Raw genomic sequence first — 25,553 nt, forward strand, 5'->3', positions numbered from 1 at the left:
TTCTAGGCCGTATAGACCACTCGACTAGGTGACGGGCTCACGCCGATGTCCACGGAGTGGACGGTTCCCGAGAGGCGGCTCAGCCCGAGCGGGGCCGCACCGGGTCGCCCCTGCGGGGCCTCGGGGTCCCGGGCTCGGCTCGGGCCGACGGGAACGGCATGGTGTGGATCTCGTCGTCGGTCGGGTCGTCCCGGTCGTCGAGGGGGGCCTCGTCGACCCCGCCTCGGGTGTGCACCCACAGCCACGCGACCCAGCCGACGGCGGCGACCCCGACGAAGCTGATGAGCCGGTAGAGCAGGACGGCGGCGAGCGCGGGCTTCGAGGGCACCCCGCCGGCGACGAGGGCCGCCAGCAGGGCGCCGTCGACGAGACCAAGCCCGCCGGGCAGGAAGGCCGCGCTGGACGCGGCCGTCGCCGCGGCGTAGGCGACGAGGACCAGCGAGATCGTCATGCCGTTCGCCCCGACCGCGACGCAGCACGCCGCGAGGCAGGCGATGTCGAGCAGCCAGTTCAGCAGCGCGGACAGGCCGACGACCAGCCGGCCGCGCACCGTCAGCTCGATGAGGGCGAGACCCTCGATCTGGGTCACCAGCTCGTCGACGCCGGTCTCCCGGGGGCGGCGGCGCACGCGGTTGAGCAGGCGCAGGCCTGCCGTCGCGGCCGCGGTGATCACCCCGGGCCTGCGGCTGACGACGACGATGAGCGCGCCGAGCGCCACGACACCCGCGAGCTGCAGCATCTGCGGCCCGAACGTGGTGGCACGGCCGTTGACGACGAGCGCCGAGCCCACCGCAATCCCGGCGAGGGCGAGGCTCGCCGCCACCCCGCCGGTGACCATCGTCCAGGTGGTGACCGGAGCGCTGGCGCCCCAGCTGCGACGCTTGCGGAAGGTGTAGGCGGTGGAGAGGGCGGCGCCGCCGGGCACGGTGAGGTGCAGGGCGTTCGCGGCCAGGGTGACGAGCACGACCGCCCGGAAGCGGATCCGCACGGCGGCCGCACGCAGCAGCCGGTGGTGCAGGAGCGCGAACGCCAGGATCGAGCCCGCCTCGAAGGCGATCGCGAGGCTCACCCAGAGTGGGTCCGCGGCGGCCAGCGTGGCGCCCGCGGCGTGGATCGTCGGGAGGATCAGCACGCAGCCGACGGCGAGGGCCGCGACCACGACGGTCGCGGCCACGATGCGCGCGACGCGGCCCGAGGCGACCCGGCGCACCTCGCGTACCACGTCCTGCATCGTCACGGCCACGACCTCCACTGTCCTCCATCCATCGACGTCCGGAAACGTCGGGGCGTGGCGACGGAGATCGCATCTCGGGGTGATCGGAGGCTCCTGGGCCCGCCGTGACCCGCGCGGGAGCACCGATACCGGGCGACATCCGCCCGGTATCGACGACACACTGACCGGGTGCCCCGACCCACCGCCCGCGTGCTCGCCCTGCTGGAGGTCCTGCAGGCCGGCGGCACCCGGACCGTGGCCGATCTGGCCGGTCTGCTCGGCGTGGACGAGCGCACCGTGCGGCGCTACGTGGAGCACCTGGTCGACCTCGACGTCCCGGTCCGGTCGGTCCGCGGCCGCTACGGCGGCTACCGGCTCGCGCCGGGCTACCGGATGCCGCCGCTGATGCTCACCGACGAGGAGGCGCTGGCCGTGCTCCTCGGCCTGCTCGCCGGGCAACGGTCCGGGCTGGTCGGCGCCTCGGTGGCCGCCGTGGCGAGCGCGTCGGCGAAGGTCCGGCGGGTGCTGCCCGCGGCGCTCGGTGAGCGGCTCGACGCCCTCGTGGCCACCGCCGCCTTCACCGGGCCCACGCGCACCGGGGAGGCCCCGGAGACCGACGTGCTGCTCGCGGTGGCCGGGGCCGCCCGGGCGCACCGGCCGATCGCCGTCCGCCACACCGGCCGGGACGGCGCGACCACCGAGCGCACGGTGGACCCGTACGGGCTCGTGGTCCACGGCGCACGCTGGTACGTGACCGGGGCCGACTCGGCCAGCGGCGAGATCCGCACGTTCCGGCTCGACCGCATCGTCACCGCCACCGTCCTGCCCGGCTCGTTCGGGGTGCCCGCGGGGTTCGACCCGGCGGCACGGGTGCTGTCCGGGCTCGCCGAGGTCCCCCGCAGGCACGCGGTGTCGCTGCGGGTCCACGGAACGGCCGAGCACGTCCGGGCCCGTATCCCGGCGGGGATCGCGACGGTGGACGCGCTCCCCGACGGCGAGGACGGGCCGGTGGTGCGTGTGCGGCTGCGGGCCGAGCGCCTGGACTGGGTCCCGTCGCTGCTGGCCTGGGTGGACCGGCCGTTCGTGATCGAGGAGCCGGAGGCGCTGCGCGGGCACGTGCACGCCCTCGCCGCCAGGCTCGCGGCCTGCGCCGACTCGTCGGCCCCGGATTCCTCGACGCCAGGCGGATGACCTGCGGCCCGCGAGCGGCCACAATCACCTCCATGGGAACGCTCTGGCACCCCTTCTCCGACATGGCCGCCGTCCGCGACCACGAGTTCGTCGTCGACCGCGCCGAAGGCGTCTGGGTGTACGACGAGGCAGGCCGCCGCTACCTCGACGGCTGCGCGAGCCTCTGGTACGCCAACGTCGGCCACGGCCGCACCGAGATCGTCGAGGCCGCGACGGCCCAGATGGCGAAGCTCGAGGCGTACTCGTGCTTCGCCGACATCGCGAACCGCCCAGCCCTCGAGCTCGCCGACCGCCTCTCCGCGCTCGCCCCGATGGGCTCGGAGGGCGACCCGGCCAAGGTCTTCTTCGGCTCCGGGGGCGCGGACGCGATCGACACGGCCGTGAAGCTCGCCCGCGGGTACTGGCAGGCGCGGGGCGAGCACCAGCGCGTGCACATCGTCTCCCGCGAGACGGGCTACCACGGCACGCACGGCTACGGGACCTCGATCGTCGGCATCCCGGCCAACCGCGAGGGCTGGGGTGTTCTCGCCGGCGAGAACACGGTGGCCCCGCAGGACCTCGAGGGCGTGGAGAAGGTCTTCGCCGACATCGGACCGGAGCGGATCGCGGCGTTCGTCATGGAGCCGGTCACCGGCGCGGGTGGGGTGCACATCCCGCCGCCGGGCTACGTCGAGGGCGTGGCGGAGCTCTGCCGCCGCCACGGCGTGCTGCTCGTGATCGACGCCGTGATCTGCGCGTTCGGCCGGCTCGGCACGTGGTTCGGCATCGAGCGCTTCGGTGTCCGCCCGGACCTGATCACGTTCGCGAAGGGCGTGACCTCGGGCTACCTGCCCCTCGGCGGTGTGATGGTGTCCCCCGAGGTGGCGAGCCCGTGGTGGACGACGCCGGGCGAGCGCACCCTGCGCCACGGGCCGACCTACTCCGGGCACCCGACCTGCTGCGCGGCCGGGCTCGCGACGCTCGACATCTACGAGCGCGAGGACCTCATCCCGCGGGGACAGCAGCTGGAGGCCGCGCTGGAGGCGGCCCTGGCGCCGCTGCTCGACCACCCGTACGTCGCGGGGATCCGCTCGGGCCTCGGGCTGCTGGCCGCGGTCGAACTGACCCCGGAGGTCCTCTCGGCGGTGCCCGACGCCCCGAACGTCCTGCTGCGCGGGGCCCGCGAGGCCGGCGTGCTGGTGCGGGGCCTCGGTAAGGGCGTGGCCGTGTCGCCGCCCCTGACGGTGACCGGCGAGGAGATCCGCCTGCTCGGCGAGGGCATCCGTGCCGGGCTCGACGCGCTGCCCTCCGAGGCGCCGGTCCCGAGCGCGCCGGGCGCGTAGCGAGGCGGCGCACCGCGACGGGTGGGTGCGACGACGGGTGGGTGTGACTCAGACGTGCAGGTCGGCGTCCCGGCCGTCGGTGATCGCCATGTGTCCCGGCGCATGGGTGATCGCCAGTGGCGGGCGGCTCGCGGCCACCGCCGCCTGCGGCGTGACCCCGCAGGCCCAGAACACCGGCAGCTCGCCCGCCCGCACCTCGACGGGGTCGCCGTAGTCGGGCCGGTCGAGGTCGGCGATGCCCAGCGCCGCCGGGTCGCCGACGTGCACCGGTGCGCCGTGGACCGCCGGGTACCGGGCGGTGACCCGGACGGCGGTGGCCACCAGCTCGGCCGGGACCGGACGCATCGAGACGACCAGCGGGCCGCCGAGCGACCCGGCCGGACGGCAGGGCCGGTCGGTCCGGTACATCGGGACGTTCCGGTCCTGCTCGACGTGGCGCACCGGCACCCCGGCCGCGATCAGCGCGTCCTCGAAGGTGAAGGAGCAGCCGATCAGGAACGCGACGAGGTCGTCGCGCCAGTGCGCGGTGACGTCCGTGACGTCGCCCGCCGCGTCGCCGTCGACGTACACGCGGTAGGCGGGCAGGTCGGTGCGCAGGTCGCCGGGGAAGAGCGGGGTGCTCGTCGCCCCGGGTTCGGACACGTCGAGGACCGGGCACGGCTTCGGGTTGCGCTGTGCGAACAGCAGCATGTCGTAGGCCAGGTCGCGGGGGACGACGACGAGGTTGGCCTGCGTGTGGCCGGGGCACCAACCGGCGGTGGGGACCGCGAGACCGGCCCGGAAGCGCGCCCGGGCCTCGGCGGGGGTGGTCATGGGATGCCTCCGGCCCGTGCGCGCACTACAGCCACCCGCGGCGCTTGAAGACCAGGTAGAGCACCACCGAGGCCAGCAGCATGAGCGCGAGCGCGAAGGGATAGCCCAGCGTCCAGTGCAGCTCGGGCATGTCGTCGAAGTTCATGCCGTAGATGGCGCCGATCAGCGACGGGGTGAACAGGATCGCCGCCCAGGAGGAGATGCGCTTGACCTCCTCGCCCTGGGCCAGGCTGGTCTCGGAGAGCCGGCGCATCTCCTCGTTCTGGCGCTGACCCACCAGTGAGGCGTTCACCGTGAGCAGCCGCTCGAGGAGCTGGCGGTACCCGTCGGCCGCCTCCACCGCCTGCTCGACGTGGTCGGCGACGTCACGCAGATTCCGGTGCAGGTTGATCAGCGTGGGATCGACCTCGTCCTCGGCGGTCTCGTCGAGCAGCGAACGCATCATCCCGCGGAGCGGGTCGGTGGCGCGCTGGAACTCGATGACCTCGCGGGAGAGCCGGTAGATGCGCCGGGAGACGTCGGGGTCACCCCCGAACACCTCGGTCTCGATCTGGTCGATGTCGCGGCGCAGTTCGGAGATGACGGGGGCGTAGTCGTCGACGATGCGGTCGAGGATCGCGTAGAGCACCGCGCGCGGTCCGATGGCGAGCAGGTCGGGATCGGCCTCGAGCCTCGTGCGCACGGCGGCGAGGTCGGGACGCTCGGCGTGCCGCACGGCGACGACGAAGTCGGACCCGAGGAAGAGGTGGATCTCGCCGACCTGGACGTCCTCGTCCTCGTCGACGTACCAGGCCGGCCGCAGCACGACGAACTCGATGTCGTCGTACCGCTCGATCTTCGGGCGCTGGTGGGCGGTGACCGCGTCCTCGACGGCCAGCGTCGGCAGCCCGAAGTCCCGGGCGATGTGGGCCATCTCGGCATCGTCGGGACGCAGCAGGCCGATCCACGCGAAATCGCCCCCGGTGTGCCCGGCCGTCCCGTCCCGGGTCTCCTCGTCGCGCAGCAGCCCGAGGGTCCGGTCGAGGGAGTCGGGCTCGGCCTCGCGGTGCCCGGACCGGTAGACCGCGTTGTCCACGACGCTCATGGCTGTGCGGGTACCCAGCATGGGAGTGGATTCCGCCGCTCCGGCGACGAAATCCGCTCACATGGGCGCTAGCCCCCGATCGGCTGACTGGACGGTGCGGACCCGGCTGCCGGGGCCTGCCCGGCGATCGGCTGCACGGTCGTCTTGTTCGGAACAATCGAGGTCGGCTTCGGGGCCGGCTTCGGTGCCTGCTTCGGCGCGGGCGCCGGTGTCGCCTGGTGCGTGCTCGACGAGCCCGTCTGCCCGGGGAAGGAGCTGCCGAACAGACCCGACGACGAGTCGTGGTCCGAGTCGCTGGCGGAGGAGTCGCTGCGGGAGGAATCGCTGTCGGAGAAATCGCTGCCGGAGGAGTCGGAGCCGTCATCGGAGGACGAGCTCTGCGACGTCCGACCGCCATCGTCCGACGAGCAGGAACCGCCGAGGTCGACGTCGCCGAGCACGTCGCAGAGGGTCTGCTGGGCGAAGCCGTGGGCGCCGTCCACCCGCTCGGTGGCCGCGTCCTGGAAGTCACCGTGGTCGGACCGCGAGTCCTGACCATCGTGCGAGTGCCCGGAGTGTCCCGAACCGGCGTGGCCCTCCGAGGCGAGCGCGGTGCCTCCGGTCAGCACGCCGGTCGCCGTCGTGACCAGCGCGACCGCCACACCGGCGGTCGCCGTGGCCGTGCGGCCCGGATGATGTCCGGGCGCCGTGTGCGCACCCATGGTCGGCCTCCTGCTTCTCGGGTGCGACGCCTGCCGCTCCCGTACCGCGAAAATCTCGATTCGGTAACGGGGTAACCGGGTCCCTCCGCCCCCACACCCGCGTCGTGCCGCCGAAGCCCTGCTGTGCCTAGGCTCACCGGATGGCCCGGTACTACGACGTGCACCCCCGCAACCCCCAGCGCCGCACGATCGGCCAGGTGGTGGGGCTGCTGCGCGAGGGCGGCCTGATCGTCTACCCCACGGACTCCGGATTCGCCCTGGGCTGCAGCATCGACGCCCGCGAGGCCCTCGAGCGCATCAAGACGCTGCGCAAGCTCGACGACCGGCACCATTTCACGCTCGTGTGCCGCGACTTCGCCCAGCTCGGCCAGTTCGTCGAGGTGTCCAACCCGGTGTTCCGTGCGGTGAAGGCGGCGACCCCGGGTCCGTTCACCTTCATCCTGCCCGCCTCGCAGGAGGTCCCCCGCCGGCTGGCACACCCCAAGAAGCGCACGGTCGGCGTCCGGATCCCCGACAACACCGTCGTCCGGGACCTGCTCGACGAGCTCGGTGAGCCGCTGCTCTCGAGCACCCTGCTGCTCCCGGGGGAGACCGAGCCGCCGACCGAGGGCTGGGAGGTCGCCGACCGGCTCGGGAACGCGGTCGACGCCGTCCTCGACTCCGGCGACCAGGGCAAGGAGCCCACGACGGTCGTCGACCTCTCCGGCGATGAGCCCGAGATCGTCCGCCAGGGTCCGGGCGAGGAGCGCATCTGGCGCTGGTGAGCCCCGGCCGCGGGTGGGTCCAGCCGCGGGTGGGTCTAACCGCGGGTGATGTCGAAGCGCACGTCACGCCCGTCCACGGTGCTCACGGTGGCCTTCAGCGCAATCGGGGCGCCGTTCTGGGTGCCGGTGCAGGTGATGCTCGCCCCGATCTGCGCGGGCAGCGGGCCGGGGCACCGCACGGAGCCGGCGGGCAGCGGCACCGTCTTCTCGATGGTGCTCTGCACTGAGGCCGCGGGCAGGTCCGAGGTGGGCAGCCAGCCCTCGGGGACGGCGACGAACAGCGCGAGGGCGAGGACCGCCTCGGCGAGGGTCAGCAGGATGCCGAGCAGGATCGCGGCGGTCGCCGCCGCGCGGCCGGTCAGCCGGACCGGCGCGTCCGGGGCCGCCGCGGACCGGATGATCCGACGGCGGGCGACGATCCCGAGGACCAGGCCGACCGGCGGCACGAGCACGGCGGCCACCACGACGGCGACCGCGAGCCCCGAGAGCCGATCGGTCCGCTTCGCCGGACCGTGGGGTGCCCCCGGGGGCCCGTAGGCCGACTGGACGGGCGGGCGCGGCGGCGGGGCGGGGAAGCCCCGTCCGGCGGTCGGGACGCCGGGCCCGGGCCGGGGCGGGCGCGGCGGCATCGGCCGCGGGGGGACCGGTCCCGGGCGACCGGGCGGCGGGACCTGCGAGGACATCCGGTCTCCGGCGGATCGTGCGGACGAACGGCCCGCGGATGGTAGCGATCTCGAACGCTCCGGGGCACCGACCGAGCCGACATCGGGCCGCCCGGCGGCATTCCGGACGCGGAGGATCACGACGGCGGACAGCACGACGCCCGCGGGGCGGCGGCGGCCCGGGTGGACCGCCCGCCGCGTCCCGCGGGCGTCGGAGGCCCGGAGGGTCCTCGGAGATCAGGCGGCGTTCTCGCCGGACGTCTCCCCCTCGGGCGTGGTGCCCTCGGCGGCGGCCGGGGTGGCCCCGGTGATCTCGATCCGGCGCGTCTCCGGCTCGGTGTGCACACCGGTGACCCGCACCGTCAGCACGCCGGCGTCGTAGGAGGCGCTGACGGCCTCCGGACCGACGTGCTGCGGGAGCGAGAAGCTGCGACGGAACGCGCCGCGGCGGCTCTCGCGGAAGCCCTCGCCGGTGTGGGAGTCGCGGCGCTCGCCGCGGACGACGAGCCGGTGCCCGACGACCTCGACGGTGACGTCGGAGGCGATGTCGACGCCGGGGACCTCGAGACGGACGACGGCGTCGTCGCCCTCACGGACGACGTCGGCGGCCGGGACGTACCAGGCCGACTCGGTGGCGCGGCTCGGCGCCGAGAGGCGACGGAGCAGGGCCGACGGGTCGCTGAACCCGAACGGGGCGAACGGGGCCCGTGGCCCCCAGAAGCTGAGTGCGGTGCTCATGAGTGGTTGCTCCTCGATGAAGGTGGCCCGACCTTGCGGGTCTCAAAGTCAGACAACATGAGTCGAGCAGACTCAATTCCCGGCTCTGTCAGGAACGTCCCCCGACCGGGACACTGGCCGATATGACGAGCAGTGAGCCGGATCCGGCGGGTCCCGACGAGCGCACCGACCCGGTGGTCGGAGACCCCGTGGCCCCGGTGAGCACGGACTACACCGCCGAGGGCGTCCCGACGTTCGACTTCGTCCGCGACCGCATCGAGGGCCGGGCCGCGACCGCCGAGGGCCGGGGCGTGCTGGACGCCGAGACGCCCGAGGGCCGCACGCTCGCCCAGCAGGAGGCCGATCGGGACGCCGCGGCGCGCGACCGGCTCGAGCAGATCCGCCGGAGCATGGGCGGCTGATCGGTTGCCCCGGGTCGGTGTCGCGAACCGCACACCGATCACTCAGCCGCCCCACAGTCTCCGCGCGCACCGTGGAGGAGACGGTGCGGAAGGGGAGGTCGGGCGATGAGCGTGGCGACGGTCGCGGGACGGCGCAGCGAGGCGCGGGCGGTGAGCGGGACCCCGTCGTGGACCGCCTCGGCGCGCGGTCCGCGGCGGCACCAGGCCGACGCCACCGCACGTTTCGAGGGCCGCGGCCGGGTCGCCGTGGCGGTGGCTGACGGCGTCGGCGACTCCGCGGGTGCCGCCCTGGCGGCCCGCGCGGCGGCGGACCACGCCGTGCGGGTGGCCGTCCTCGACGGGCGCGCCGACCTCGCCGTCCTCGCGGCCCGCGACGTGCTGCTCGCCGCGGGCGGCATGATCGGCGGCGACGCGGCGCTCACCGTCGCGCTCTCGCCGAGCGCCGATGCCGTCGGCGCGCCGTGGACCGTCGCGTGGGTCGGCGACTGCCGCGCCTGGTCCTGGGACGGGCGCGCCGTGCACCCGCTGACCCGCGAGCACACCGTCGCCTCCGAGATGCGCGCCGCGGGCGTCGCGGTCGCCCCGCGCCTCGACAACGTCCTGACCACCAGCGTGCGCACGGTGCGCGGCGCCACGGAGATCGGCATGACCGCGGTGCCCGCGCCCGTCGCCCTGGTGCTCGCCAGCGACGGGGTCCACCGCAGCGTCGACCCGGCCCGTCTCGCGCGGCTCGTCGCCCACGTCCCGCCGCCCGTGCTCGCCCGCACCCTCGTCGACTCCGCCCGGGCCGCGGGCACGCACGACAACGCGACCGCCCTCGTCGTCGACACCCGGAGCGCGGGACCCGTGATCCCCGCACCACGGCGGCCCTGAGCCCGGCCCCGCCCGGCAGACTGGGCGCCGTGCGCGCCCTGTTCGACCTGACCACCGCCTACGAGCCGACCGACGACGAGCGCCGCGACCCCGTCCCGGCCGTGGGCGCCGTCCTCTTCGACTTCTCGAACACGCTCTTCCACATGGTCGACGTCCGGACCTGGCTCGAGCGGGTCGCGGCGGTGACCGGGCACGCACTCGACGTCGACGACGCGCTCGCCGACGTCGCCACCGCGGCCGCGCGGCCGGACGTCCTCGCCGCGCAGGAGGGTCGCGACCTCTCCGAGACGGCGCACCGTGACGCCATGCGCGCGTGGTTCTCGCACGTCCCGGCGCTCGCAGGGGTCGAGGACACGGCGGTGGACGTGCTGCGCGCGCCCGAGGCCTGGGTGCCCTACCCGGACACCGCCGAGGTGCTGGGCGCGCTCGCGGCGCGGGGGGTGCCGGTCGGGGTGGTGTCGGACATCGGGTGGGACATCCGCGCGCACGCCCGGCACGCGGGGCTCGCCGACCTCGTCGGGTCGTGGACGCTCTCGTGCGAGATCGGGACCGAGAAGCCCGACCCCGTGGTGTTCCGCGCGGCGTGCGCGTCGCTCGGCGTCGACCCCCGGGCCGCGCTCATGGTCGGCGACAATCCGGCCCGTGACGGCGGCGCGGTGACCCTCGGATGCCGTGCTTTCCTCCTGCCCGGCGAGCACCGGCTCGGCGAGCGGGGACTGCGGGCGGTGCTGGACCTCGTCCCCCAGCCGGTCGGGGCGCGCTGACTGCCGGCGCGGCTCCCATCGCGAGGGGCACACCACGCATGCGCGAAGGCCGCAGACCCTGCGCCGTGTGCTCCTGATCAGCGGGGACCGGACCGCGGCCACCGCCCACCTCGCGAGGGGCACACCACGCATGCGCGAGGCCCTGCGAGCTGCGTCATGTGCTCCTGATCATGAGCCGCGGCGCTCAGCCCAGGGCGTTCGCGATGGCCTCCGCGAGGCGCTGCTGCCCCTGCGGGGAGCGGGCGAGGGCCGCGTCGGCGGGGTTGGCCAGGTTCGCGCACTCCACGAGCGCGCTCGGCACGGTCGCGAGGTTGAGTCCGGCGATGTCGGCCCGCCCGTCGAGGCCGCCGCGCCCGATGTAGGTCGCCGGCGTGAACCCGGCCCCGCGCATCGACGTGACGACCGCGTCCGCGAGCGACCGCGCCGGGCCGCGCTGCGCCGGGTTCAGCGGCGGGGCCGAGTAGAGGACGTGGAAGCCGTGCCCGCTGGTCGGCCCGCCGTCGGCGTGGACCGAGACCACCGCCGCCGCACGGGCCTTCGCGCCGGCCTCGCCGCGCACGTCGACGCACGGTCCGACGCCGTCGTCGGAGTCGCGGGTGAGCACCACCCGGTAGCCGCGCGCCCGGAGCCGGTCGGCCAGCGCCTGCGACACCGCCCAGGTGAACGCGTGCTCGGGGTAGCCGTCGGCCGCGCTCGCACCCGTGGTGTTGCAGGGCTTCGTGCCCCCGCGACCGTCCGGCACCGGACGGTTGATGCCCGACCCCGGGCCGTTGCGGCCGTTGTGCCCCGGGTCGACGACGATCGTGGCCCCGGGCGGGAGCCCGAACGTCCCGGGCCGTGCGGCGGCGGGCGACGCGGGCGCGGCTGCCCGGGTCGGGGGTGGGGCCGGGGCGGGTGACGGGGTCGGCGCGGCCGCGGGCGCGCTGCCGGGCCCGGCGCAGCTGCAGAGAACCGCGACGAGTGTCGCGACCAGGGCGACGCGCGAGGGGCTCGGACGGTTCGGCACGGCACGATGGTGACGGGGACGGGGCGCCGCGGCGGGGACCCGTCCCGGTCGTGTCGCGCGTGAAGGTCGACTCACCTCGTTTCGCATGCTCACGATCCGGGGGATCTCGACGTCGTGGCACTCACCATCCCCCAGGGCGTCGGCTGGACCGCACTCGTCGTCTCGGCGCAGCGCGCCGCCGAGTCCCGCCGCCCGGACGCGCTCTTCCGCGACCCCGTCGCCGAGGCCCTCGTCGACACCATCGGCGAGGCCGCCGTCGCCGCGGCTCCCGACCCGGACCACGACGGGACCGGGGAGGACGCGCTCACCCGCGTGATGGGCGACTTCCTCCCGGTGCGGACGTGCTTCTTCGACCGGCTCGTGACCGAGCACCCCACCGCGCAGGTGGTGATCCTCGCCGCCGGTCTCGACGGCCGGGCCTACCGCCTCGAACGGCCGGCGGGGACGGTGTTCTACGAGGTCGACGTGCCCGAGGTGCTGGCCTTCCGCGACGCGGTCGCCGGAGATCTGACCCCGACCGTCGAGCACCGCTCGGTCGCGATCGACCTGCGTGAGGACTGGCCCGCGGCCCTCCTCGCGGCCGGCTTCGACCCGACGAGGCCGACGACCTGGCTCGTGGAGGGACTGCTCATCTACCTGCCCGCCGACGCCGCGGACCTGCTGCTGGACCGGCTCACCGGCCTCTCCGCGCCGGGCAGCGCGATCGGCGTGGAGTACGCCGACCGCGATCCGGCCGCCGCGATGTCCGGTGTCGCGGGCGACGATCCCGGGGCGCGCCGGTTCGCCGACCTGGTCGACGCCGGGCCCCGCGACACCCCCGCACGCTGGCTGGGCTCACGGGGCTGGACGGTCGAGGAGTCGACGGTGCGCGAGCAGGCCGCCCTCGTCGGGCGAGAGGTTCCCGTGGTGATGGACCCGGACCGGGGCGGGATGGACGCCTGGCTCGCCCGCGCCCGCCGCTGAGGCGCTACACCGCCCGCCGGGCGCGCAGCGCCGCGACCGCGCCGAGAACCGCGACCGCGCCGAGCCCGCCGTAGAGCAGGTGCGCGGACGCGAGGGGGTCGGCGCCCAGCGCCACCGCGACGCCGGCGAAGGACGCGCCGAGCGCGACGGCGAGCATCTGCACCATGGTGATCGCGGCGGAGGCCCGGTCACCCTCGCCGTCGCCCGCGTCGGCATCCTCCGCCCCGGACCCGACGGCCAGCGCCCCCGCCGAGAGGTGCGGCCAGGCGACGCCGACACCCGCTCCGGCCGCGGCGAGCGAGATCGCCCACACCAGCACGGTCACCGTCGACGCGTCCGCCCGCTGGGACACCGCGAGCGCCACGAACCCGAGGACGGTCACCGCGGGACCGAGGGTCACGCAGACCCGGGCCCGGCCGACGCTCGCGCTCACGACCTCGCCGACCACCCACCCACAGGCCAGCGCCACACCGAGGAAGCCGGCCGTCACCGGCTCCAGCCCGCCGAGACGCTGGCCGAACAACGGCACGAACACCTCCACCGCCGACACGCCGACCAGCACCCCGATCAGCACGTAGACCGCGCCCAGACCGCCGCCCCGGAGGAAGGTCGCGGCGGGGAGCACCCGGCCGCCACCCCCACCCGGCCGGTGCTCCACGACGACGAGCCCCCCGAGCAGCAGCAGCGCGACGACGAGCCCACCGGCCGCCACCGCGATCCCGCGCCCGGTGACCCCGGACCCCGACACGGCGAGCCCGGAGACGGAGAGCACCGCCGCCGCGGCCGCCACGAGCAGCACCGAGGCCAGCGGGAACGGGCCCGACGCCCCGGACGGCGCCGCCGCGGTGTGCCGCAGCCCGGCGGGGACCCCGGCGCCGATCGCCACCGTGATCACGACGAGCGCGACGAACGCCAGCCGCCACTGCCCCGCCTCCGCGAACACCCCGCCCAGCGTGGGCCCGACGAGCAGCCCCACGCCCCACATCGTCGAGATCGAGGCGCTCGCCCGCGTCCAGAGCCTGCGCGGCAGCGCGGTACGGATCAACGCGTAGGCCAGCCCCGCGAGGAGCCCGCCACCAACGCCCTGGACGGCCCGTCCGACGAGCAGCACCGCCATGTCCGGCGCGGCCGCGTCGATCGCGGCACCCACCCCGAACGCGGCGAGCGCGAGCACGTAGGCCCGGCGCGCGGGCCACGCGGCGAGCAACCTCCCGACCAGTGCGGACGCGACGACGGCGGTGAGCAGATAGACCGTGGTCACCCAGGCGTAGAACCGCTCGCCCCCGATCTCGGCGACCGCCGAGGGCAGCAGGCTCGCGGTGACGTAGGTGTCGGTGGCGAAGAGCAGCACCCCGCCGCACAGGACGGCCACGGTCGGTCGGCGCCCCGCGGAGAGGAGGTCGCGCCAACTGCCGATCGGGACGCCCACGCCGCCGTCGTCCACGCCCACCGACGCTACGTCGCGGCCGGGTGCGGCGCCCGGCCGTACGGTGGCGCCGTGCTGGACCGCTACGCCCGCGCCGCGCCCGGCTGGGCCGGCGGGGCCGCGCACGTCTACGGGCCGCTCGCCCGCGCCCTCGTCGGGGCGGCGCCCCACCCGCTGGCGGGGCGCCTCGTCCTCGACGCGGGCGCGGGCACCGGCCTCGCCGGCGACGCCCTCGCCGCGACGGGTGCCCGCCCGGTCGCCCTGGACGTCTCGCCGGCGATGCTGCGCGCCGTGCCCGGCGGACGCCCGAGCGTCGCCGGGTCGGTTCTCGCCGTGCCGCTGCGCACCGCCGCCGTCGACGACGCCGTCGCCGCGTTCGTCCTCAACCACGTGCACACCCCCGTCGACGCCCTCACCGAACTGGCGCGCGTCGTCCGCCCGGGCGGGGCCGTGCTCGCCACGGTGATGTCCGCGGGGAACGCCAGCCCGGTCCGCGACCGGATCGACGCGGTCGCCCGCGCGTACGGCTTCACCCCGCCCGGCTGGTACGCCGAGCTCACCGGCGAGCAGGCCCCGTTGCTGGGCTCGGCGGAGCGGATGGAACGGGCGGCCCGGGGGGCGGGGCTCGTCGCGGTGCGAGTGGAGGAGGGCCCGGCCGACCTCGGGCTCACCGGCCCCGCGGCGCTGGTCGACTACCGCCTCGGCCAGGCCCAGTTCGCGGACTGGCTGCTGGGTCTCGACCCGGGCACCCGCACCGAGGTCCGCCGCGAGGCGGTCGCCTCGGTCGCCCCGGTGATGGAGCCCTACCGCCCTGGTGTGGTCCAGCTCACAGCAATCGTGCCGCCCCGGATGTCGATCCCGACGACCGCCGTGCGTGGTGGGGACGACGGCCGCCGCACCCCGCGGGGCGCCCGAGGAGGAGGACGACGATGACCCGCTACCTGCTCGCGATCCAGCAGCCCGACGACCCGACCGCGCCCGATGCCCAGCGCCCCGAGCCCGACCGGCTCGCGGCGATCATGCGCGACGTGGAGGCCGTCCGGCAGGACATGGTGGACGCCGGGGTGTGGGTGTTCTCCGGCGGCCTGCACCCGGTGAGCTCCGCGACGGTGGTGCGCACCCGGGGCGACGAGGTCCTGCTCACCGACGGTCCCTATGCCGAGGGCAAGGAGCAGATCGGCGGGCTGACGATCCTCGACGCCGAGGACCTCGACGCCGCGCTGGGGTGGGCGGGTCGGCTCGCGCGCGCGATCCACCCGCTGCCGGTCGAGGTCCGTCCCTTCCAGGACTGAGACGTGACCCGGGAGATCGCCGACGTGTTCGCCCGCGAGTACGGGCGCTGCGTCGCGACCCTCACCCGGGTCCTCGGCGACATCGACCTCGCCGAGGAGGCGGTCGCGGACGCCTTCGGGGTCGCCGTCGAGCGCTGGCCCGCTCTCGACGGCGGCCTGCCGGCCAACCCGGGCGGCTGGATCGTGACCACCGCGCGACGCCGGGCGATCGACCGCATCCGGCGGGAGTCGACGCGCGAGGGCAGGCACGTGGAGGCGGCCCGGCTGGCGCCGGACGGGGACGACCCCGCGGAGGAGGTGGGCCCGGTGCGCGACGACCGGCTCCGGCTGCTGTTCACCTGCTGCCACCCGGCGCTGGCCGCACCGGCTCGGGTGGCGCTGACCCTGCGCCTGCTCGGCGGCCTGGAGACCCCAGCGATCGCGCGGGCGTTCCTGGTCCCCGAGGCGACGATGGCCCAGCGGCTTGTCCGGGCGAAGGCGAAGATCCGCGACGCGAACGTGCCCTTCCGGGTCCCCCGGGACGCCGACCTGCCCGACCGGCTGCGGGCCGTGCTCGCCGTCGTCTACCTGGTCTTCACCGAGGGACACACGGCGACGTCGGGGGCCTCCGACCGACCGGACCTCGCCGCCGAGGCGATCCGGCTGGCCCGCCTGGTGTCCGAACTGATGCCCGACGAGCCCGAGGCGCTCGGGCTGCTGGCCCTGCTCCTGCTCACCGACGCGCGCCGGCCCGCGCGCGTCGGTGACGAGGCGGCCGAGCACGCCGGCCGGGGCGCCCTGGTGCCGCTCGCCGAGCAGGACCGCTCCCGCTGGGACGGCGCGGCGATCGCCGAGGGGCACGCGCTGGTACGCCGGTGCCTGCGGCGCGGGGCCCCGGGCGTCTACCAGATCCAGGCCGCGATCAACGCCGTGCACACCGACGCCCCGACGGCCGCCGCGACCGACTGGCGGCAGATCCTCGCCCTCTACGACCAGCTCACCGTCCTCGACCCGGGGCCGGTGGTGGCGCTGAACCGGGCCGTCGCGCTCGCGGAGGTCGAGGGACCCGGACCCGCGCTCGCCGTCGTCGAGGGCCTCGACCTGCCCCACCATCACCTGCGCGAGGCGGTGCGCGCGGACCTGCTCACGCGGCTGGGCCGGCGCGAGGAGGCACGGGCGGCGCTGGACGCGGCCCTCTCCGGCACCGCGAACCCCGGCGAACGGGCACTGCTCGCCGACCGTCGGGAACGCCTGGGATGAGACGACGTCGATCGGACCGCGGTACGGCGTGCTCGAGCGGATCTCCGACGTCCACGCGTTGCGACGAACGGGCTCGCTCCCCGGAGAGGGACCTCTACCCCCTTCGATCCCTCGCCCCGTCACGTCGTTCGCCCGGTGGTAGGACCGTTCCACGATCAGGATCGCCCGAGGCGGCACCGACCCGTGCCCGTGCTGCCGAGGCCCGGCCCCCGGAGGTCGATGTGCGCGCCCCTCTCGACGAACGCCTGTCCCCCGTCCTCGACGCCCTCGATTTCCCCGCTGCGCGGTGGGAGATCATCACGGTCGCCGAGGAGTACGGCGCGGACCTCCGCACCCGGACCGCGTTGCGGGCCCTGACCCGCCAGACGTACTTCTCACGGGGGATGCTCCTGCGGGAGATCGCCGAGAACGGGTCGCCCTCCCCCAGGCCCGTCGCCGGGCCCCGTGCCGTCCCCTCCGCCGTCGTACCGCGGAGCGCCTGAGCCCTCGCACGGTCCCGTGCGTGGACGATGATCACCCTTCCCGGCACCGGGCGGGGAGCCCACCCTCCGAGGCAGAAAGGGGCCACCACGTGGCCGCTCCGACCCGTACCGACCGTCCCGCGAGCCGCGGCAACCTGGCCGTGCACCGTTGGGAGGGCAGTGCGACGACGCATGTCGTGCTCCTGGCGCACGGCATCAGCGAGCATGCCCGCCGCTACGACCACGTCGCCGACGCGCTCGTCGCGCACGGCGCGGCGGTGTACGCGCCCGATCACTACGGGCACGGCGAGTCCGAGGGCGAGCGCTCCTCCGTCGACGACGTCGAGGTCATGGTCACCGACCTGGCGGCCGTCGCCCGGCTCGCGCAGGAGGACCACCCTGAGCTGCCGGTCGTGCTGCTCGGGCACTCCCTGGGCGGCTTGATCGCCACCCGATTCGCCCAGCGTCACGAGGCCGACCTGGCGGGCCTGGCACTGTCGGCCCCGTTCGTCGGGGGGAACCCCGCCTTCGCGCCGCTGCTCGACATGGACCCCATGCCCGAGGTCCCGCTCGACCCGACGCTGCTCTCCCGCGACGAGTCCGTCGGGGATGCCTACGTCGCCGACCCGCTGGTCTACTCCGGGCCGATCCTCGAGGCCTCCCTGCGGGGACTCTTCGCCGCCGTGGCCGCCGTCGCCGCGGGTCCCGCACTCGACGTGCCCACCCTGTGGCTGCACGGGGACGCCGACGGCCTCGCACCGCTCGGGGTGACCCGGGACGCCCTGGGCGCGATCCGTCCGGAGCAGCTCGAGGAGCACGTCTACCCGGGGGCGCGCCACGAGATCTTCAACGAGACCAACCGCGACGAGGTCATCGGTCACCTCGTCGACTTCGTCGACCGCATCGTCGCCGCGCGATCGGTGACGAACGCCTGACCCGTCGACCTGGTGGACCCGTCGACGCGGTGGGTCAGGGCTTGCGGGCCACCATGCCGACCGCGCAGCGCTGGGCCGGGTCGAGGGCACGCAGCCGCGGACCGTCGGGCCACCAGTCGGCGAGCAGGACGAGGCCGGGATCCACGATCTCGAGCTCCGGCGGGATCATCGCCTCGATCTGCGCGCGCGTGCGGAAGAGCCCCGTCCCCATCGGGCTGTTGACCATGACGTTCTCGATCCGCCGGGCGACGCCGCTGTCGTCGTCCTCCGGGTCGAGGAAGTGGGTCATCGCGAGGTAGGAGCCCGACGGCAGGGCGTCGACGTACTCGGCGACGATCTCGGCGGGCGTCGGGGTGCCGTCGTAGTGGTGCAGCACCCCGAGCAGGAAGAGCGCGATCGGGGCGTCCCACTTCAGGAACGAGCGGACCGACGGGTCCTCGATGACCTCGCTCGGCGTGAAGATGTCGGCGGGCACGAACAGCGTCTGCTCGTTCTCCTCGAGCAGCGCACGGCTGTGGGCCACGACCGACGGGTCGTTGTCGACGTAGACGACCTTCGAGCTCGGCGCGATGCGCTGCGCGACCTCGTGGGTGTTCTCCGCGGTCGGCAGGCCGGACCCGCAGTCGAGGTACTGCACGATCCCGGTCTCGGTGGCGAGGAAGCGCGTCGCGCGGATCAGGAACGCACGATGGTCGAGCGCCAACTGCTGCACCTCGGGGACGACCGCGCGCATCCGCTCGAAGACCTCGCGGTCCACGGCGTAGTTGTCCTTGCCGCCGAGTGTGGCGTTGTAGACGCGGGCGATACTCGCCTTGTCCCGGTCGACCCTGACGGGACCGTCGGTGGCCGGCTGCGCCGACCGGGCCGTACCTGCCATGCGTGTGCCCCACCTGATGATCGATACGAACCGGCCGTCATCACGACCTGCGACGACCCCTCGCCCGCACACTATGCGCCGGATGCCGCGCGCGAGGATCCAGGGTTCACAGCGTACGAGAATCGGCGGACGACCTGTAGTCTCCCGATTCCGGGCCGTGACCATGGGCCCGTGACGGCCCACCCCGAGGGCGACCGGAGGTCATCCGTGGCCAGCGAGCAGGCACCCGACCCTCAGGACGCGACGGATTCGTCGCCCGCCGGGGACGACGTCGGGCCCACCGCCCGCCGGATCATCGTCGGGGCCCAGCTGCGCCGCCTCCGGGAGAACGCGGACGTCACCCGGTCGACCGCCGGTTACCACATCCGCGGCAGCGAATCGAAGATCAGCCGGATGGAGTCCGGCAAGGTCGGCTTCAAGCTGCGCGACGTCGAGGACCTGCTGTCGCTCTACGGCGAGCACGACCCCGAACGCCGCGATCACCTGGTCGGCATCGCGAAGCGCAGCAACGAGGCGGGCTGGTGGCAGCGCTCGGGCGACGCCGTGCCGGACTGGTTCTCGGAGTACGTGGGCCTCGAGTCCGCGGCGGTCCGCATCCAGACCTACGAACTGCTCTTCGTGCCAGGTCTGCTGCAGACCCCGGAGTACGCCCGGGCGATCGTCACCCGCGGCCACCCCGACACCGCGGGGCCCCTCGCGGAGGAGCGCGTGCGCGTGCGCATGGCCCGGCAGCGTCTGCTCGGGCGACCCGACGCGCCGCGGCTGTGGGCCGTCGTCGACGAGTCCGTGCTGCATCGGCCCATCGGCGGGCCCGAGGTCCTGGCCGGCCAGCTCGACCACCTCCTCGAGATGTCCCGGCGGCCCACGATCTCGCTGCAGGTCGTGCCGAACGCGCTCTCCGGCTACGGCGGTGAGGCCGCCTTCACGATGCTGCGCTTCGCCGAGCCGGACGTCCCGGACATCACCTACATCGAGGGCCTCACGGGTGCGCTCTACCTCGACCGGCAGGGCGAGGTCGAGGAGTACACCCGCGTGATGGACCAGCTCACCATCGACGCGTACAGCCCGGAGGAGACCCGGAGCCTGCTCGGCAAGCTCCGCTCCGTCCTGGACTGACCGCCCTCGACGCTGCGTGTCCGCCGACACACCCAGCGTCGCTGCCTGCACATGCAGATGCCCTGGGCCGGTGTTACCGTCACTCGCACGGCAAGCAGCACGTGCGGAAGACGGACAGGGGGCTGATCCCGACCATGCACACCTCGGCTTCGCGCCTGATCGGCGCGCAGTGGCGGAAGAGCCGCTACAGCGGCGCGCAGGGCAACTGCGTCGAGCTCGCGGCGGTCCCCGCCGCGGGGAACGGCGGTGTGGCGGTGCGCAACTCCCGCTTCCGGGACGAGCCGGCGCTGCTCCTCACCCGCTCCCAGCTGGCCACGCTGATCGCCGAGGTCAAGGACGGCGACTTCGACGACCTCCTCGAGGGCGCGTGATGACCATCCTCCCGGCGTCCCCTCGACGCGGCACCGCGTCCCGGTCGGCCGTCCGCGCGCACTGGCTCACGTGCGCCCTCGACGGCCGCGACCACGCCGTCGTCGATCACGACCCGGTCTCCGGCGCACACCTCTCCGCGTGCGCGAAGACCGTCTGGGCCTCGTCGCTCGCCAGCCCGCCCGCGGCGCGCTGCTCGGACTGCCGGCATTCGGTCGGCGACACGGCGGACGACGACCGCCGCTCCGGCCTGCTCGGGCGCTGGCTCCGTTCCTCCTGAGCGACGCATGAGCGGCCGTCCTGCCGGTCACGGATCCGCAACGACTCGACGTCATCCCCCGGCGACTCCCCGTTCAAGGGCATGACCCCCCTCGTCCGGGGTACGAGTATCGTGTGTCCGGCGTTACAGCTGCGGGAAGGACCTCGGCGAGGAGGCTCGATGGCGGTGGCGACGAACAGATCTGACGGTTCGGTCGACGACGTGGACCGGGTCGGCGCGCTCCTCCACGCGGACCGCGACGACGTCGTGGACCTGGTCGGGGACGTGGCCCGGATGACGGGCTCACTCCCCGTCGTCGGGGCGCAGGACGTCCGCGACCACGGGAGCGCCCGGCGCGCCCTCGACCTCGCGTGGGACCAGATCCTCTGCGTGATGTCGGCAGGCCCCACCGCGACCGCCCACGCGGTCGACCTGCTCCGACGGGTCAAGGAGGTGGACGAGGCTCTCCTGCGCCGCGACATCGCGGCGCGCAACCAGCTCTTCCACCGGGTGCGCGAGGCCCTCGCGGCGCTCTCCGACATCGGATCGACGGCGGCCCTGGTCGCCAAGGTCCCCGACCTCGCCTGCGCGCTCGGGTTCGACCGCGCGATCATCTCCCGCGTCGAGGACTCCGTGTGGATCCCCGAGAACGTCGTGGTCGAGCGTGACCCGACGTGGGCCGGGGAGATCCTCGCGATCGGCAGGGACAACCCGCTGACGCTGACCTCCGCGCTGCCCGAGAGCGAGATCCTCCGCAGGCGGGTCTCGCTGGTCGTGGAGAACGTCCAGCACCGCGAGAGCGTGCACAAGCCGATCGCCGAGGCCTCGCTCTCGCGCAGCTACGCCGCCAGCCCGATCCTGACCGCGGGCGACGTCGTCGGGTTCCTGCACTGTGACTGCTACTACCAGCGGCGGGATCTCGACGAGACCGATCGTCAGGTGCTCGCGACGTTCGCCGAGGGACTGGGGCAGGTGCTCGCCCGGACGATGGTGCTCGATCAGGTCGGCGCGGTGCGCAGCGGCCTGGACGAGATCGCGTCCCGCCTCGGCACGCCGGGACTGGGCGGCGAGCTGGCGGACGTGTTCCGCGCGCCGCGGTCCGAGCCGATCCCGGCTCCGACCTCGCCGGAACCCGCGCCGGCGCCGTACTCCGGGTTCGGTCACCGGGCCCCGAGCGGGGCCTCCGGAGGCAAGGCCGACCTGACCCGCCGGGAGCTCGAGGTGCTCCGCCACATGGCGGCGGGCGACACGAACGCCCGCACCGCACGGCGCCTCGTCATCTCCGAGGGCACCGTGAAATCGCACGTCAAGCACATCCTGCGCAAGCTCGGCGCCGCCAACCGCGCCGAAGCGGTGTCGCTCTGGTGGCAGATGCAGGATCGGCACCACCGCGGCGCGAGCGCCTGAGGTCGCTCGCTCCGCGGCGGTGCCGGGTCCTCGTCGAGGACGACCAGGGAGCCGTCGTCCTACGCCTCGCACCGATCCGGGGCCCGCCGTCTCGCAGGTTGCTGCTCGTGTCAGGCCTTCTCGGGCGTGAAACGGAACGGCATCCGCTTCACCCCGCGCATGAAATTGGTACCGAGCAGCTCGGGCTCGCCCGCCTCGAAGTCCGGGATGCGGGTCAACAGTTCGCGGAAGAGCTCCCGCAGCGCGGACTTGGCGAGCTGGTTGCCGAGGCAGAAGTGCTTTCCGCCGCCGCCGAATCCCACGTGCGGGTTGGGCGACCGGGCGAGGTCGAACGCCTCCGGGTCGGTGAACACGTCGGTGTCCTGGTTGCCCGAGGGGTAGAACATCACGACCTTGTCGCCCGGCATGATCCGCTTGCCGCCGAGATCGGTCTCCGTGACCGCCGTGCGGCGGAAGGTCATCACCGGCGAGGCGTAGCGGACGAACTCCTCGACCGCGGTGTCGATGCGTCCGTCGAAGTCCTCCGCGAGCCACTCCTGCTGATCCCGGAAGTGGGTCATCGCCCGCACCGTGAACGCCGACGTGTGCTTGGTGGTGTCGGTCCCGGCCACCGACATGAGCACGAAGAACGCGCCGATGTCGAAGTCGTCGAGCTTCTCGCCGTCGACCTCGGCGTTCATGAGCGCCGAGAACAGGTCCTCGGTCGGGTTCTCCTTGCGGGCGTTGATGAGCTCCTCGGCGATCTCGTGCAGCGCCGCGGCGGCCTCGACCTGGACCTCGTCGGCCGGCCGGCCCGCGAGGTACTCCGGGTCGGCCCAGGCGACGATGTCGCCCGCCGCCTTCACCGTGCGGGTGCGCATGTCCTCGGGGACCCCGAACATGTCGCAGAAGATCCGCTCGGGCAGCCGCTCGCCACAACGCTCGACGAAGTCGATCTCACCCGAGGGATCGGAGGCGAACGAGTCGACGATCTCGCGCGCGGCGGTCTTGATCTGGTCCTCGAGCCGCTTGATCTGCTTGGGCGTGAACGCCGAGGCGACCAGCTTGCGCAGGGTGTCGTGCTTCGGGTTGTCCATCGCGAGGAAGGACTGCGTCATCTGCAGGAAGATCTCGGGCAGCAGGTCGAACAGCACGCCCTGCCCGGAGATGTACGTGTCGTTGTCCCGGCTGACCCGCACGATGTCGGCGTGCTTGACCAGCGCCCAGTAGCCCGGGTCGTCGGGGTCGGGGGTGACCGCGTCCTCGACGGGGCGCTGCCAGGACACCGGATCCGTCTCGCGGAGCATCTTGAACCGCTTGTCGCGCTCCTCGGAGGTCTGGTTCCAGAACTCCTTGGACGAGATGTCGATCTCGGAGTGCGGCGGCTTGCCCTCGCCGGAGGCGGGGATGAAGTCCGGACCGTCGTCGGACCCGTCGTCGTCGAAGATCGCGTCCCAGTCGGCGGGCGTCGCCGCGTCGGTGGTCACCGGTGGTACCTCCAGGGGATGAAGCGGGGAAGGACGAGGCCTCCGGCGGCCCGCCGGGGGGTGGTCGACGGGCCGCCGGAGAACCGGGGAGGGGCAGGCCGCAGCTCAGCCCGAGACCGTCGCGTCCTTCTCGGCCACCAGTTCGCGGTAGATCGGGAACAGCGGCTTCGTCAGCGGGACCAGCTTGAGGATCTTGTTGACGGGGCCCTTGGCCTTGACCTCGCCCTTGGCCAGACCGACCGCGAGGTTGTACTCACCGCGCCAGAACTTGTCGCCGGTGTCGGACGTCATCATCAGCGTGATGTCGGGCGTCTCGTCCGACGGTCCGGTCGACACACCGATGGACGGGTCCCGCATGAAGATGTTCATCTCGCACGCCGGGTCGGTGTAGTAGACCTTGAGGAAGATGCCCGAGGCGCGGAGCTTGGCGCCGGACTCCGCGTGGTCGTTCGCGGCACGGAAGACCCCGCCGATGTAGGTGTCGACCTCGGCGGCGTCGTTGAAGAAAGCCATCGTCAGCGTCCTCGTTCCCTGTGGTGCGCGCCCCGGGAGGCGGACCTGCGCTCGGGTCGCGGTCCGCATCGTCCCTGGTCAGCGCGGTGCACCACTCATGGTCGAGGCCTCGGGGCGGAGGGGAACCTCCCCCGGGAGGGAGCCCCCTCCCCCGTTAGCGAGGCTGCTCAGGTCGAGGCGACCAGGAACTGCTCCGCCGGGGTCACCCGCAGCCCGTCGGCACGGCCGTCGAAATACGCGCGGTTCAGCGCCTGCGCCCCGACGGCGCGCGCGTCACAGAAGCCTGCCGACCGGGCGAGCGCCACGATCCCGTCCGGGGCGAAATAGCTCAGGAACGGGGTGCCCGCGGCGGCGGCCCCGGCCGCGGAGAGATCACGGAAATGCCGGTCGTCCCCGTCGAGCATCTCGCTCGGCAGCTGGAACGTCATCGCCACCGTCGACCCGGGGACGAGCGTCGCGAGCCGCGTCAGGGTCGCCAGGTTCGCCTCCCGGGTGAGGTACATGCTCACGCCCGTCGAGGCGACGACCGCCGGCCGGCCCGCGTCGAACCCCGCCGCGAGCAGCGCGTCCCACCACGCGTCCTCTGCCTCGAAGTCGGCGGGCACGAACCGCAGTCCGGCGGGGACGGTGAGCCCCAGTTCGGTGACCCGGTGCTCCTTCCACGCCGACGTCGCCGCCCGGTCGACCTCGAAGACCACCGCGTCGAGGTCGGGGCACCGCAGGGCGAAGGTGTCGAGGCCGGCCCCGAGCACCACGTGCTGGGTGACCCCCGCCGCAACCCGCTCGCGCACCAGGTCGTCGACGAACCGGGCCCGGGCGACCATCCCGGCGCGGGCACCGCGGGTGGTGACCGGGTCCATGTCCGGCCGGTCCCGCCAGGCCGGCGGGGGATCGGCGAGCCGGAGACCGAGGGCGTCCGCCATGACCGGAGGCGCCGCGTCGACCTCGAGGTGCAGGGCCCGCCAGAGGGCCACCCGGACCGCGGTGTGGTCGGGCACCACCGCGGTCACCGTTGCTCGCCACCCGGCGCCTCGATCGTCCACGACCGGCCGTCGGGATCGCGGACCACCATCTCGCGGGTCCCGTGGTGGGTGTCGGAGAAGGACTGCTCGACCTCCAGTGCCGGGTCGGGCCGGTAGGACGCGGTGTCCGGGACCCGCAGGACGAGCCGGGTCCCGGTCGGACGGTCCTCGGGCACCTCGGCCACGAAGACGGTCGGGCCGTCGGCGGAGCGGAACTGGCCCGAGTGGTGGTCGGTCTCGAAGTCCAGCTCGAAGCCGAGGGCGGTGAAGAACCTCGCGGCCCGGCCCCAGTTGTGGGTCTCCAGGAACACCGCGCTGATCCCATCGACGGCGCTCGTCATGGTCCGGTCCCCTCCTCGTCGTCGGATGCCGGACGCGCGAGGTGATGGCGCAGCGCCTCGGCCACCAGGGCGGAGAGCGACTGCTCGGTCTCGATCGCGCGGAACTTGACCTGCTTGATCAGGTCGACCGGCAGATACACGTTGAACTGCTTGACCTCGTCGGCCACGCTAGAATGCTAGCAAGCTAGGCCGGCGGAGGCCAGAGACCGCCGAAGATCAACGGGCCTGCATGGTTCTCCGGAACCTCGGGAGCACCCATACAGGCCCGCTGATCATGAGCCGGCGCCCGCGCATGTCAGCGTGGCGCCGTCCTGACGTCAGATGTCAGCGAAGGG

The 25,553-nt window shown here is 74.1% G+C and carries 30 protein-coding genes; 16 read left to right on the top strand and 14 right to left on the bottom strand.

The annotated features are described in order from the left end of the window. Nucleotides 1–79: 79 nt before the first annotated feature. Nucleotides 80–1,231 carry a lysylphosphatidylglycerol synthase transmembrane domain-containing protein gene (locus VGI02_RS22110; RefSeq protein WP_331631003.1) on the bottom strand — a complete coding sequence of 384 codons (1,152 nt, stop codon included), beginning with the start codon at nucleotides 1,229–1,231 and terminating at the stop codon, nucleotides 80–82. A 171-nt stretch (nucleotides 1,232–1,402) separates the two neighbouring features. Between VGI02_RS22110 and VGI02_RS22115 the strand changes: the two genes are divergently transcribed. Together VGI02_RS22115 and VGI02_RS22120 are read left to right on the top strand one after the other, a co-directional pair. Beyond that, on the top strand, nucleotides 1,403–2,404 hold the full coding sequence (locus VGI02_RS22115) for a helix-turn-helix transcriptional regulator (protein ID WP_331630900.1): 1,002 nt from the start codon (nucleotides 1,403–1,405) through the stop codon (nucleotides 2,402–2,404). 32 nt (nucleotides 2,405–2,436) lie between these two features. Further along, nucleotides 2,437–3,726 carry an aminotransferase family protein gene (locus VGI02_RS22120; RefSeq protein WP_331630902.1) on the top strand — a complete coding sequence of 430 codons (1,290 nt, stop codon included), beginning with the start codon at nucleotides 2,437–2,439 and terminating at the stop codon, nucleotides 3,724–3,726. A gap of 48 nt (nucleotides 3,727–3,774) precedes the next feature. Here the strand turns inward: VGI02_RS22120 and VGI02_RS22125 are convergent, their stop codons facing one another. The 3 genes from VGI02_RS22125 to VGI02_RS22135 form a co-directional block, all read right to left on the bottom strand. Then, nucleotides 3,775–4,539: a putative hydro-lyase gene (locus tag VGI02_RS22125; RefSeq protein ID WP_331630904.1), complete on the bottom strand. Its 765-nt coding sequence runs from the start codon at nucleotides 4,537–4,539 to the stop codon at nucleotides 3,775–3,777. Between the two features lie 25 nt (nucleotides 4,540–4,564). Beyond that, a complete protein-coding gene (locus VGI02_RS22130; RefSeq protein WP_331630906.1) occupies nucleotides 4,565–5,623 on the bottom strand; it encodes a magnesium and cobalt transport protein CorA in 1,059 nt (352 codons plus the stop codon). A gap of 68 nt (nucleotides 5,624–5,691) precedes the next feature. Next, the gene (locus VGI02_RS22135) at nucleotides 5,692–6,324 is read right to left on the bottom strand and encodes a hypothetical protein (RefSeq protein WP_331630908.1); all 633 of its coding nucleotides are present in this window, start codon (nucleotides 6,322–6,324) and stop codon (nucleotides 5,692–5,694) included. Between the two features lie 140 nt (nucleotides 6,325–6,464). On the opposite strand from VGI02_RS22135, the gene VGI02_RS22140 reads away from it, so the two are divergent. Then, complete coding sequence (locus VGI02_RS22140; protein WP_331630910.1) at nucleotides 6,465–7,088, top strand: L-threonylcarbamoyladenylate synthase; 624 nt, start codon at nucleotides 6,465–6,467, stop codon at nucleotides 7,086–7,088. A gap of 35 nt (nucleotides 7,089–7,123) precedes the next feature. On the opposite strand, the gene VGI02_RS22145 is transcribed toward VGI02_RS22140, so the two are convergent. Together VGI02_RS22145 and VGI02_RS22150 are read right to left on the bottom strand one after the other, a co-directional pair. Continuing rightward, on the bottom strand, nucleotides 7,124–7,771 hold the full coding sequence (locus VGI02_RS22145) for a DUF4333 domain-containing protein (protein ID WP_331630912.1): 648 nt from the start codon (nucleotides 7,769–7,771) through the stop codon (nucleotides 7,124–7,126). 216 nt (nucleotides 7,772–7,987) lie between these two features. Further along, the gene (locus tag VGI02_RS22150; protein ID WP_331630914.1) at nucleotides 7,988–8,488 is read right to left on the bottom strand and encodes an Hsp20/alpha crystallin family protein; all 501 of its coding nucleotides are present in this window, start codon (nucleotides 8,486–8,488) and stop codon (nucleotides 7,988–7,990) included. Between the two features lie 122 nt (nucleotides 8,489–8,610). On the opposite strand from VGI02_RS22150, the gene VGI02_RS22155 reads away from it, so the two are divergent. The 3 genes from VGI02_RS22155 to VGI02_RS22165 all read left to right on the top strand — a co-directional run bounded on the left by VGI02_RS22155 (nucleotide 8,611) and on the right by VGI02_RS22165 (nucleotide 10,526). Beyond that, nucleotides 8,611–8,889 (top strand): hypothetical protein, encoded by a 279-nt coding sequence (locus tag VGI02_RS22155; RefSeq protein ID WP_331630916.1) that lies wholly within the window; start codon nucleotides 8,611–8,613, stop codon nucleotides 8,887–8,889. A 105-nt stretch (nucleotides 8,890–8,994) separates the two neighbouring features. Continuing rightward, nucleotides 8,995–9,762 carry a PP2C family protein-serine/threonine phosphatase gene (locus VGI02_RS22160; protein WP_331630918.1) on the top strand — a complete coding sequence of 256 codons (768 nt, stop codon included), beginning with the start codon at nucleotides 8,995–8,997 and terminating at the stop codon, nucleotides 9,760–9,762. Nucleotides 9,763–9,791: 29 nt separating this feature from the next. After that, on the top strand, nucleotides 9,792–10,526 hold the full coding sequence (locus VGI02_RS22165; protein ID WP_331630920.1) for an HAD family hydrolase: 735 nt from the start codon (nucleotides 9,792–9,794) through the stop codon (nucleotides 10,524–10,526). 184 nt (nucleotides 10,527–10,710) lie between these two features. Here the strand turns inward: VGI02_RS22165 and VGI02_RS22170 are convergent, their stop codons facing one another. Further along, nucleotides 10,711–11,532 (bottom strand): N-acetylmuramoyl-L-alanine amidase, encoded by an 822-nt coding sequence (locus VGI02_RS22170; RefSeq protein ID WP_331630922.1) that lies wholly within the window; start codon nucleotides 11,530–11,532, stop codon nucleotides 10,711–10,713. A gap of 114 nt (nucleotides 11,533–11,646) precedes the next feature. Between VGI02_RS22170 and VGI02_RS22175 the strand changes: the two genes are divergently transcribed. Further along, on the top strand, nucleotides 11,647–12,495 hold the full coding sequence (locus VGI02_RS22175; RefSeq protein WP_331630924.1) for an SAM-dependent methyltransferase: 849 nt from the start codon (nucleotides 11,647–11,649) through the stop codon (nucleotides 12,493–12,495). Between the two features lie 4 nt (nucleotides 12,496–12,499). On the opposite strand, the gene VGI02_RS22180 is transcribed toward VGI02_RS22175, so the two are convergent. After that, a complete protein-coding gene (locus tag VGI02_RS22180; RefSeq protein ID WP_331630926.1) occupies nucleotides 12,500–13,939 on the bottom strand; it encodes an MFS transporter in 1,440 nt (479 codons plus the stop codon). 54 nt (nucleotides 13,940–13,993) lie between these two features. Here VGI02_RS22180 and VGI02_RS22185 point away from each other — a divergent pair, with 54 nt between their 5' ends. From VGI02_RS22185 to VGI02_RS22205, 5 genes are all read left to right on the top strand, one after another. After that, nucleotides 13,994–14,854: a class I SAM-dependent methyltransferase gene (locus VGI02_RS22185; RefSeq protein ID WP_331630928.1), complete on the top strand. Its 861-nt coding sequence runs from the start codon at nucleotides 13,994–13,996 to the stop codon at nucleotides 14,852–14,854. After that, on the top strand, nucleotides 14,851–15,213 hold the full coding sequence (locus VGI02_RS22190; protein ID WP_331630930.1) for a YciI family protein: 363 nt from the start codon (nucleotides 14,851–14,853) through the stop codon (nucleotides 15,211–15,213). The genes VGI02_RS22185 and VGI02_RS22190 overlap by 4 nt, the downstream gene beginning before the upstream one ends. A 3-nt stretch (nucleotides 15,214–15,216) precedes the next feature. Then, nucleotides 15,217–16,452 carry an RNA polymerase sigma factor gene (locus VGI02_RS22195; protein WP_331630932.1) on the top strand — a complete coding sequence of 412 codons (1,236 nt, stop codon included), beginning with the start codon at nucleotides 15,217–15,219 and terminating at the stop codon, nucleotides 16,450–16,452. A 221-nt stretch (nucleotides 16,453–16,673) separates the two neighbouring features. Beyond that, complete coding sequence (locus VGI02_RS22200) at nucleotides 16,674–16,934, top strand: DUF2795 domain-containing protein (RefSeq protein ID WP_331630934.1); 261 nt, start codon at nucleotides 16,674–16,676, stop codon at nucleotides 16,932–16,934. An 89-nt stretch (nucleotides 16,935–17,023) separates the two neighbouring features. Next, nucleotides 17,024–17,848, top strand: coding sequence for an alpha/beta hydrolase (locus VGI02_RS22205; protein WP_331630936.1), 825 nt, complete (start codon nucleotides 17,024–17,026; stop codon nucleotides 17,846–17,848). A gap of 34 nt (nucleotides 17,849–17,882) precedes the next feature. Here the strand turns inward: VGI02_RS22205 and VGI02_RS22210 are convergent, their stop codons facing one another. Continuing rightward, nucleotides 17,883–18,725, bottom strand: coding sequence for an SAM-dependent methyltransferase (locus tag VGI02_RS22210; RefSeq protein WP_331630938.1), 843 nt, complete (start codon nucleotides 18,723–18,725; stop codon nucleotides 17,883–17,885). Nucleotides 18,726–18,932: 207 nt separating this feature from the next. On the opposite strand from VGI02_RS22210, the gene VGI02_RS22215 reads away from it, so the two are divergent. From VGI02_RS22215 to VGI02_RS22230, 4 genes are all read left to right on the top strand, one after another. Further along, nucleotides 18,933–19,841, top strand: a complete 909-nt coding sequence (locus VGI02_RS22215) for a helix-turn-helix domain-containing protein (protein ID WP_331630940.1) — start codon at nucleotides 18,933–18,935, stop codon at nucleotides 19,839–19,841. A gap of 134 nt (nucleotides 19,842–19,975) precedes the next feature. Further along, on the top strand, nucleotides 19,976–20,212 hold the full coding sequence (locus VGI02_RS22220; RefSeq protein WP_331630942.1) for a DUF397 domain-containing protein: 237 nt from the start codon (nucleotides 19,976–19,978) through the stop codon (nucleotides 20,210–20,212). Then, the gene (locus VGI02_RS22225) at nucleotides 20,212–20,490 is read left to right on the top strand and encodes a hypothetical protein (protein ID WP_331630944.1); all 279 of its coding nucleotides are present in this window, start codon (nucleotides 20,212–20,214) and stop codon (nucleotides 20,488–20,490) included. Before VGI02_RS22220 ends, VGI02_RS22225 begins: the two co-directional genes overlap by 1 nt. Before the next feature lie 159 nt (nucleotides 20,491–20,649). After that, entirely contained in the window at nucleotides 20,650–21,876 is a 1,227-nt protein-coding gene (locus VGI02_RS22230; protein WP_331630946.1) for a LuxR C-terminal-related transcriptional regulator, read from the top strand. A gap of 110 nt (nucleotides 21,877–21,986) precedes the next feature. Here VGI02_RS22230 and VGI02_RS22235 read toward each other — a convergent pair whose 3' ends face one another. From VGI02_RS22235 to VGI02_RS22255, 5 genes are all read right to left on the bottom strand, one after another. After that, nucleotides 21,987–23,342 (bottom strand): cytochrome P450, encoded by a 1,356-nt coding sequence (locus VGI02_RS22235; protein WP_331630948.1) that lies wholly within the window; start codon nucleotides 23,340–23,342, stop codon nucleotides 21,987–21,989. 105 nt (nucleotides 23,343–23,447) lie between these two features. Next, the gene (locus VGI02_RS22240; RefSeq protein ID WP_331630950.1) at nucleotides 23,448–23,855 is read right to left on the bottom strand and encodes a sterol carrier protein; all 408 of its coding nucleotides are present in this window, start codon (nucleotides 23,853–23,855) and stop codon (nucleotides 23,448–23,450) included. 167 nt (nucleotides 23,856–24,022) lie between these two features. Then, nucleotides 24,023–24,865, bottom strand: a complete 843-nt coding sequence (locus tag VGI02_RS22245) for a class I SAM-dependent methyltransferase (protein WP_331630952.1) — start codon at nucleotides 24,863–24,865, stop codon at nucleotides 24,023–24,025. Continuing rightward, nucleotides 24,862–25,218: a VOC family protein gene (locus tag VGI02_RS22250; protein ID WP_331630954.1), complete on the bottom strand. Its 357-nt coding sequence runs from the start codon at nucleotides 25,216–25,218 to the stop codon at nucleotides 24,862–24,864. Before VGI02_RS22250 ends, VGI02_RS22245 begins: the two co-directional genes overlap by 4 nt. Next, a complete protein-coding gene (locus VGI02_RS22255; RefSeq protein WP_331630956.1) occupies nucleotides 25,215–25,385 on the bottom strand; it encodes a ribbon-helix-helix protein, CopG family in 171 nt (56 codons plus the stop codon). The genes VGI02_RS22250 and VGI02_RS22255 overlap by 4 nt, the downstream gene beginning before the upstream one ends. Nucleotides 25,386–25,553 lie beyond the last annotated feature (168 nt).

The organism is Actinomycetospora sp., assembly GCF_036497245.1.
Lineage (GTDB): Bacteria > Actinomycetota > Actinomycetes > Mycobacteriales > Pseudonocardiaceae > Actinomycetospora.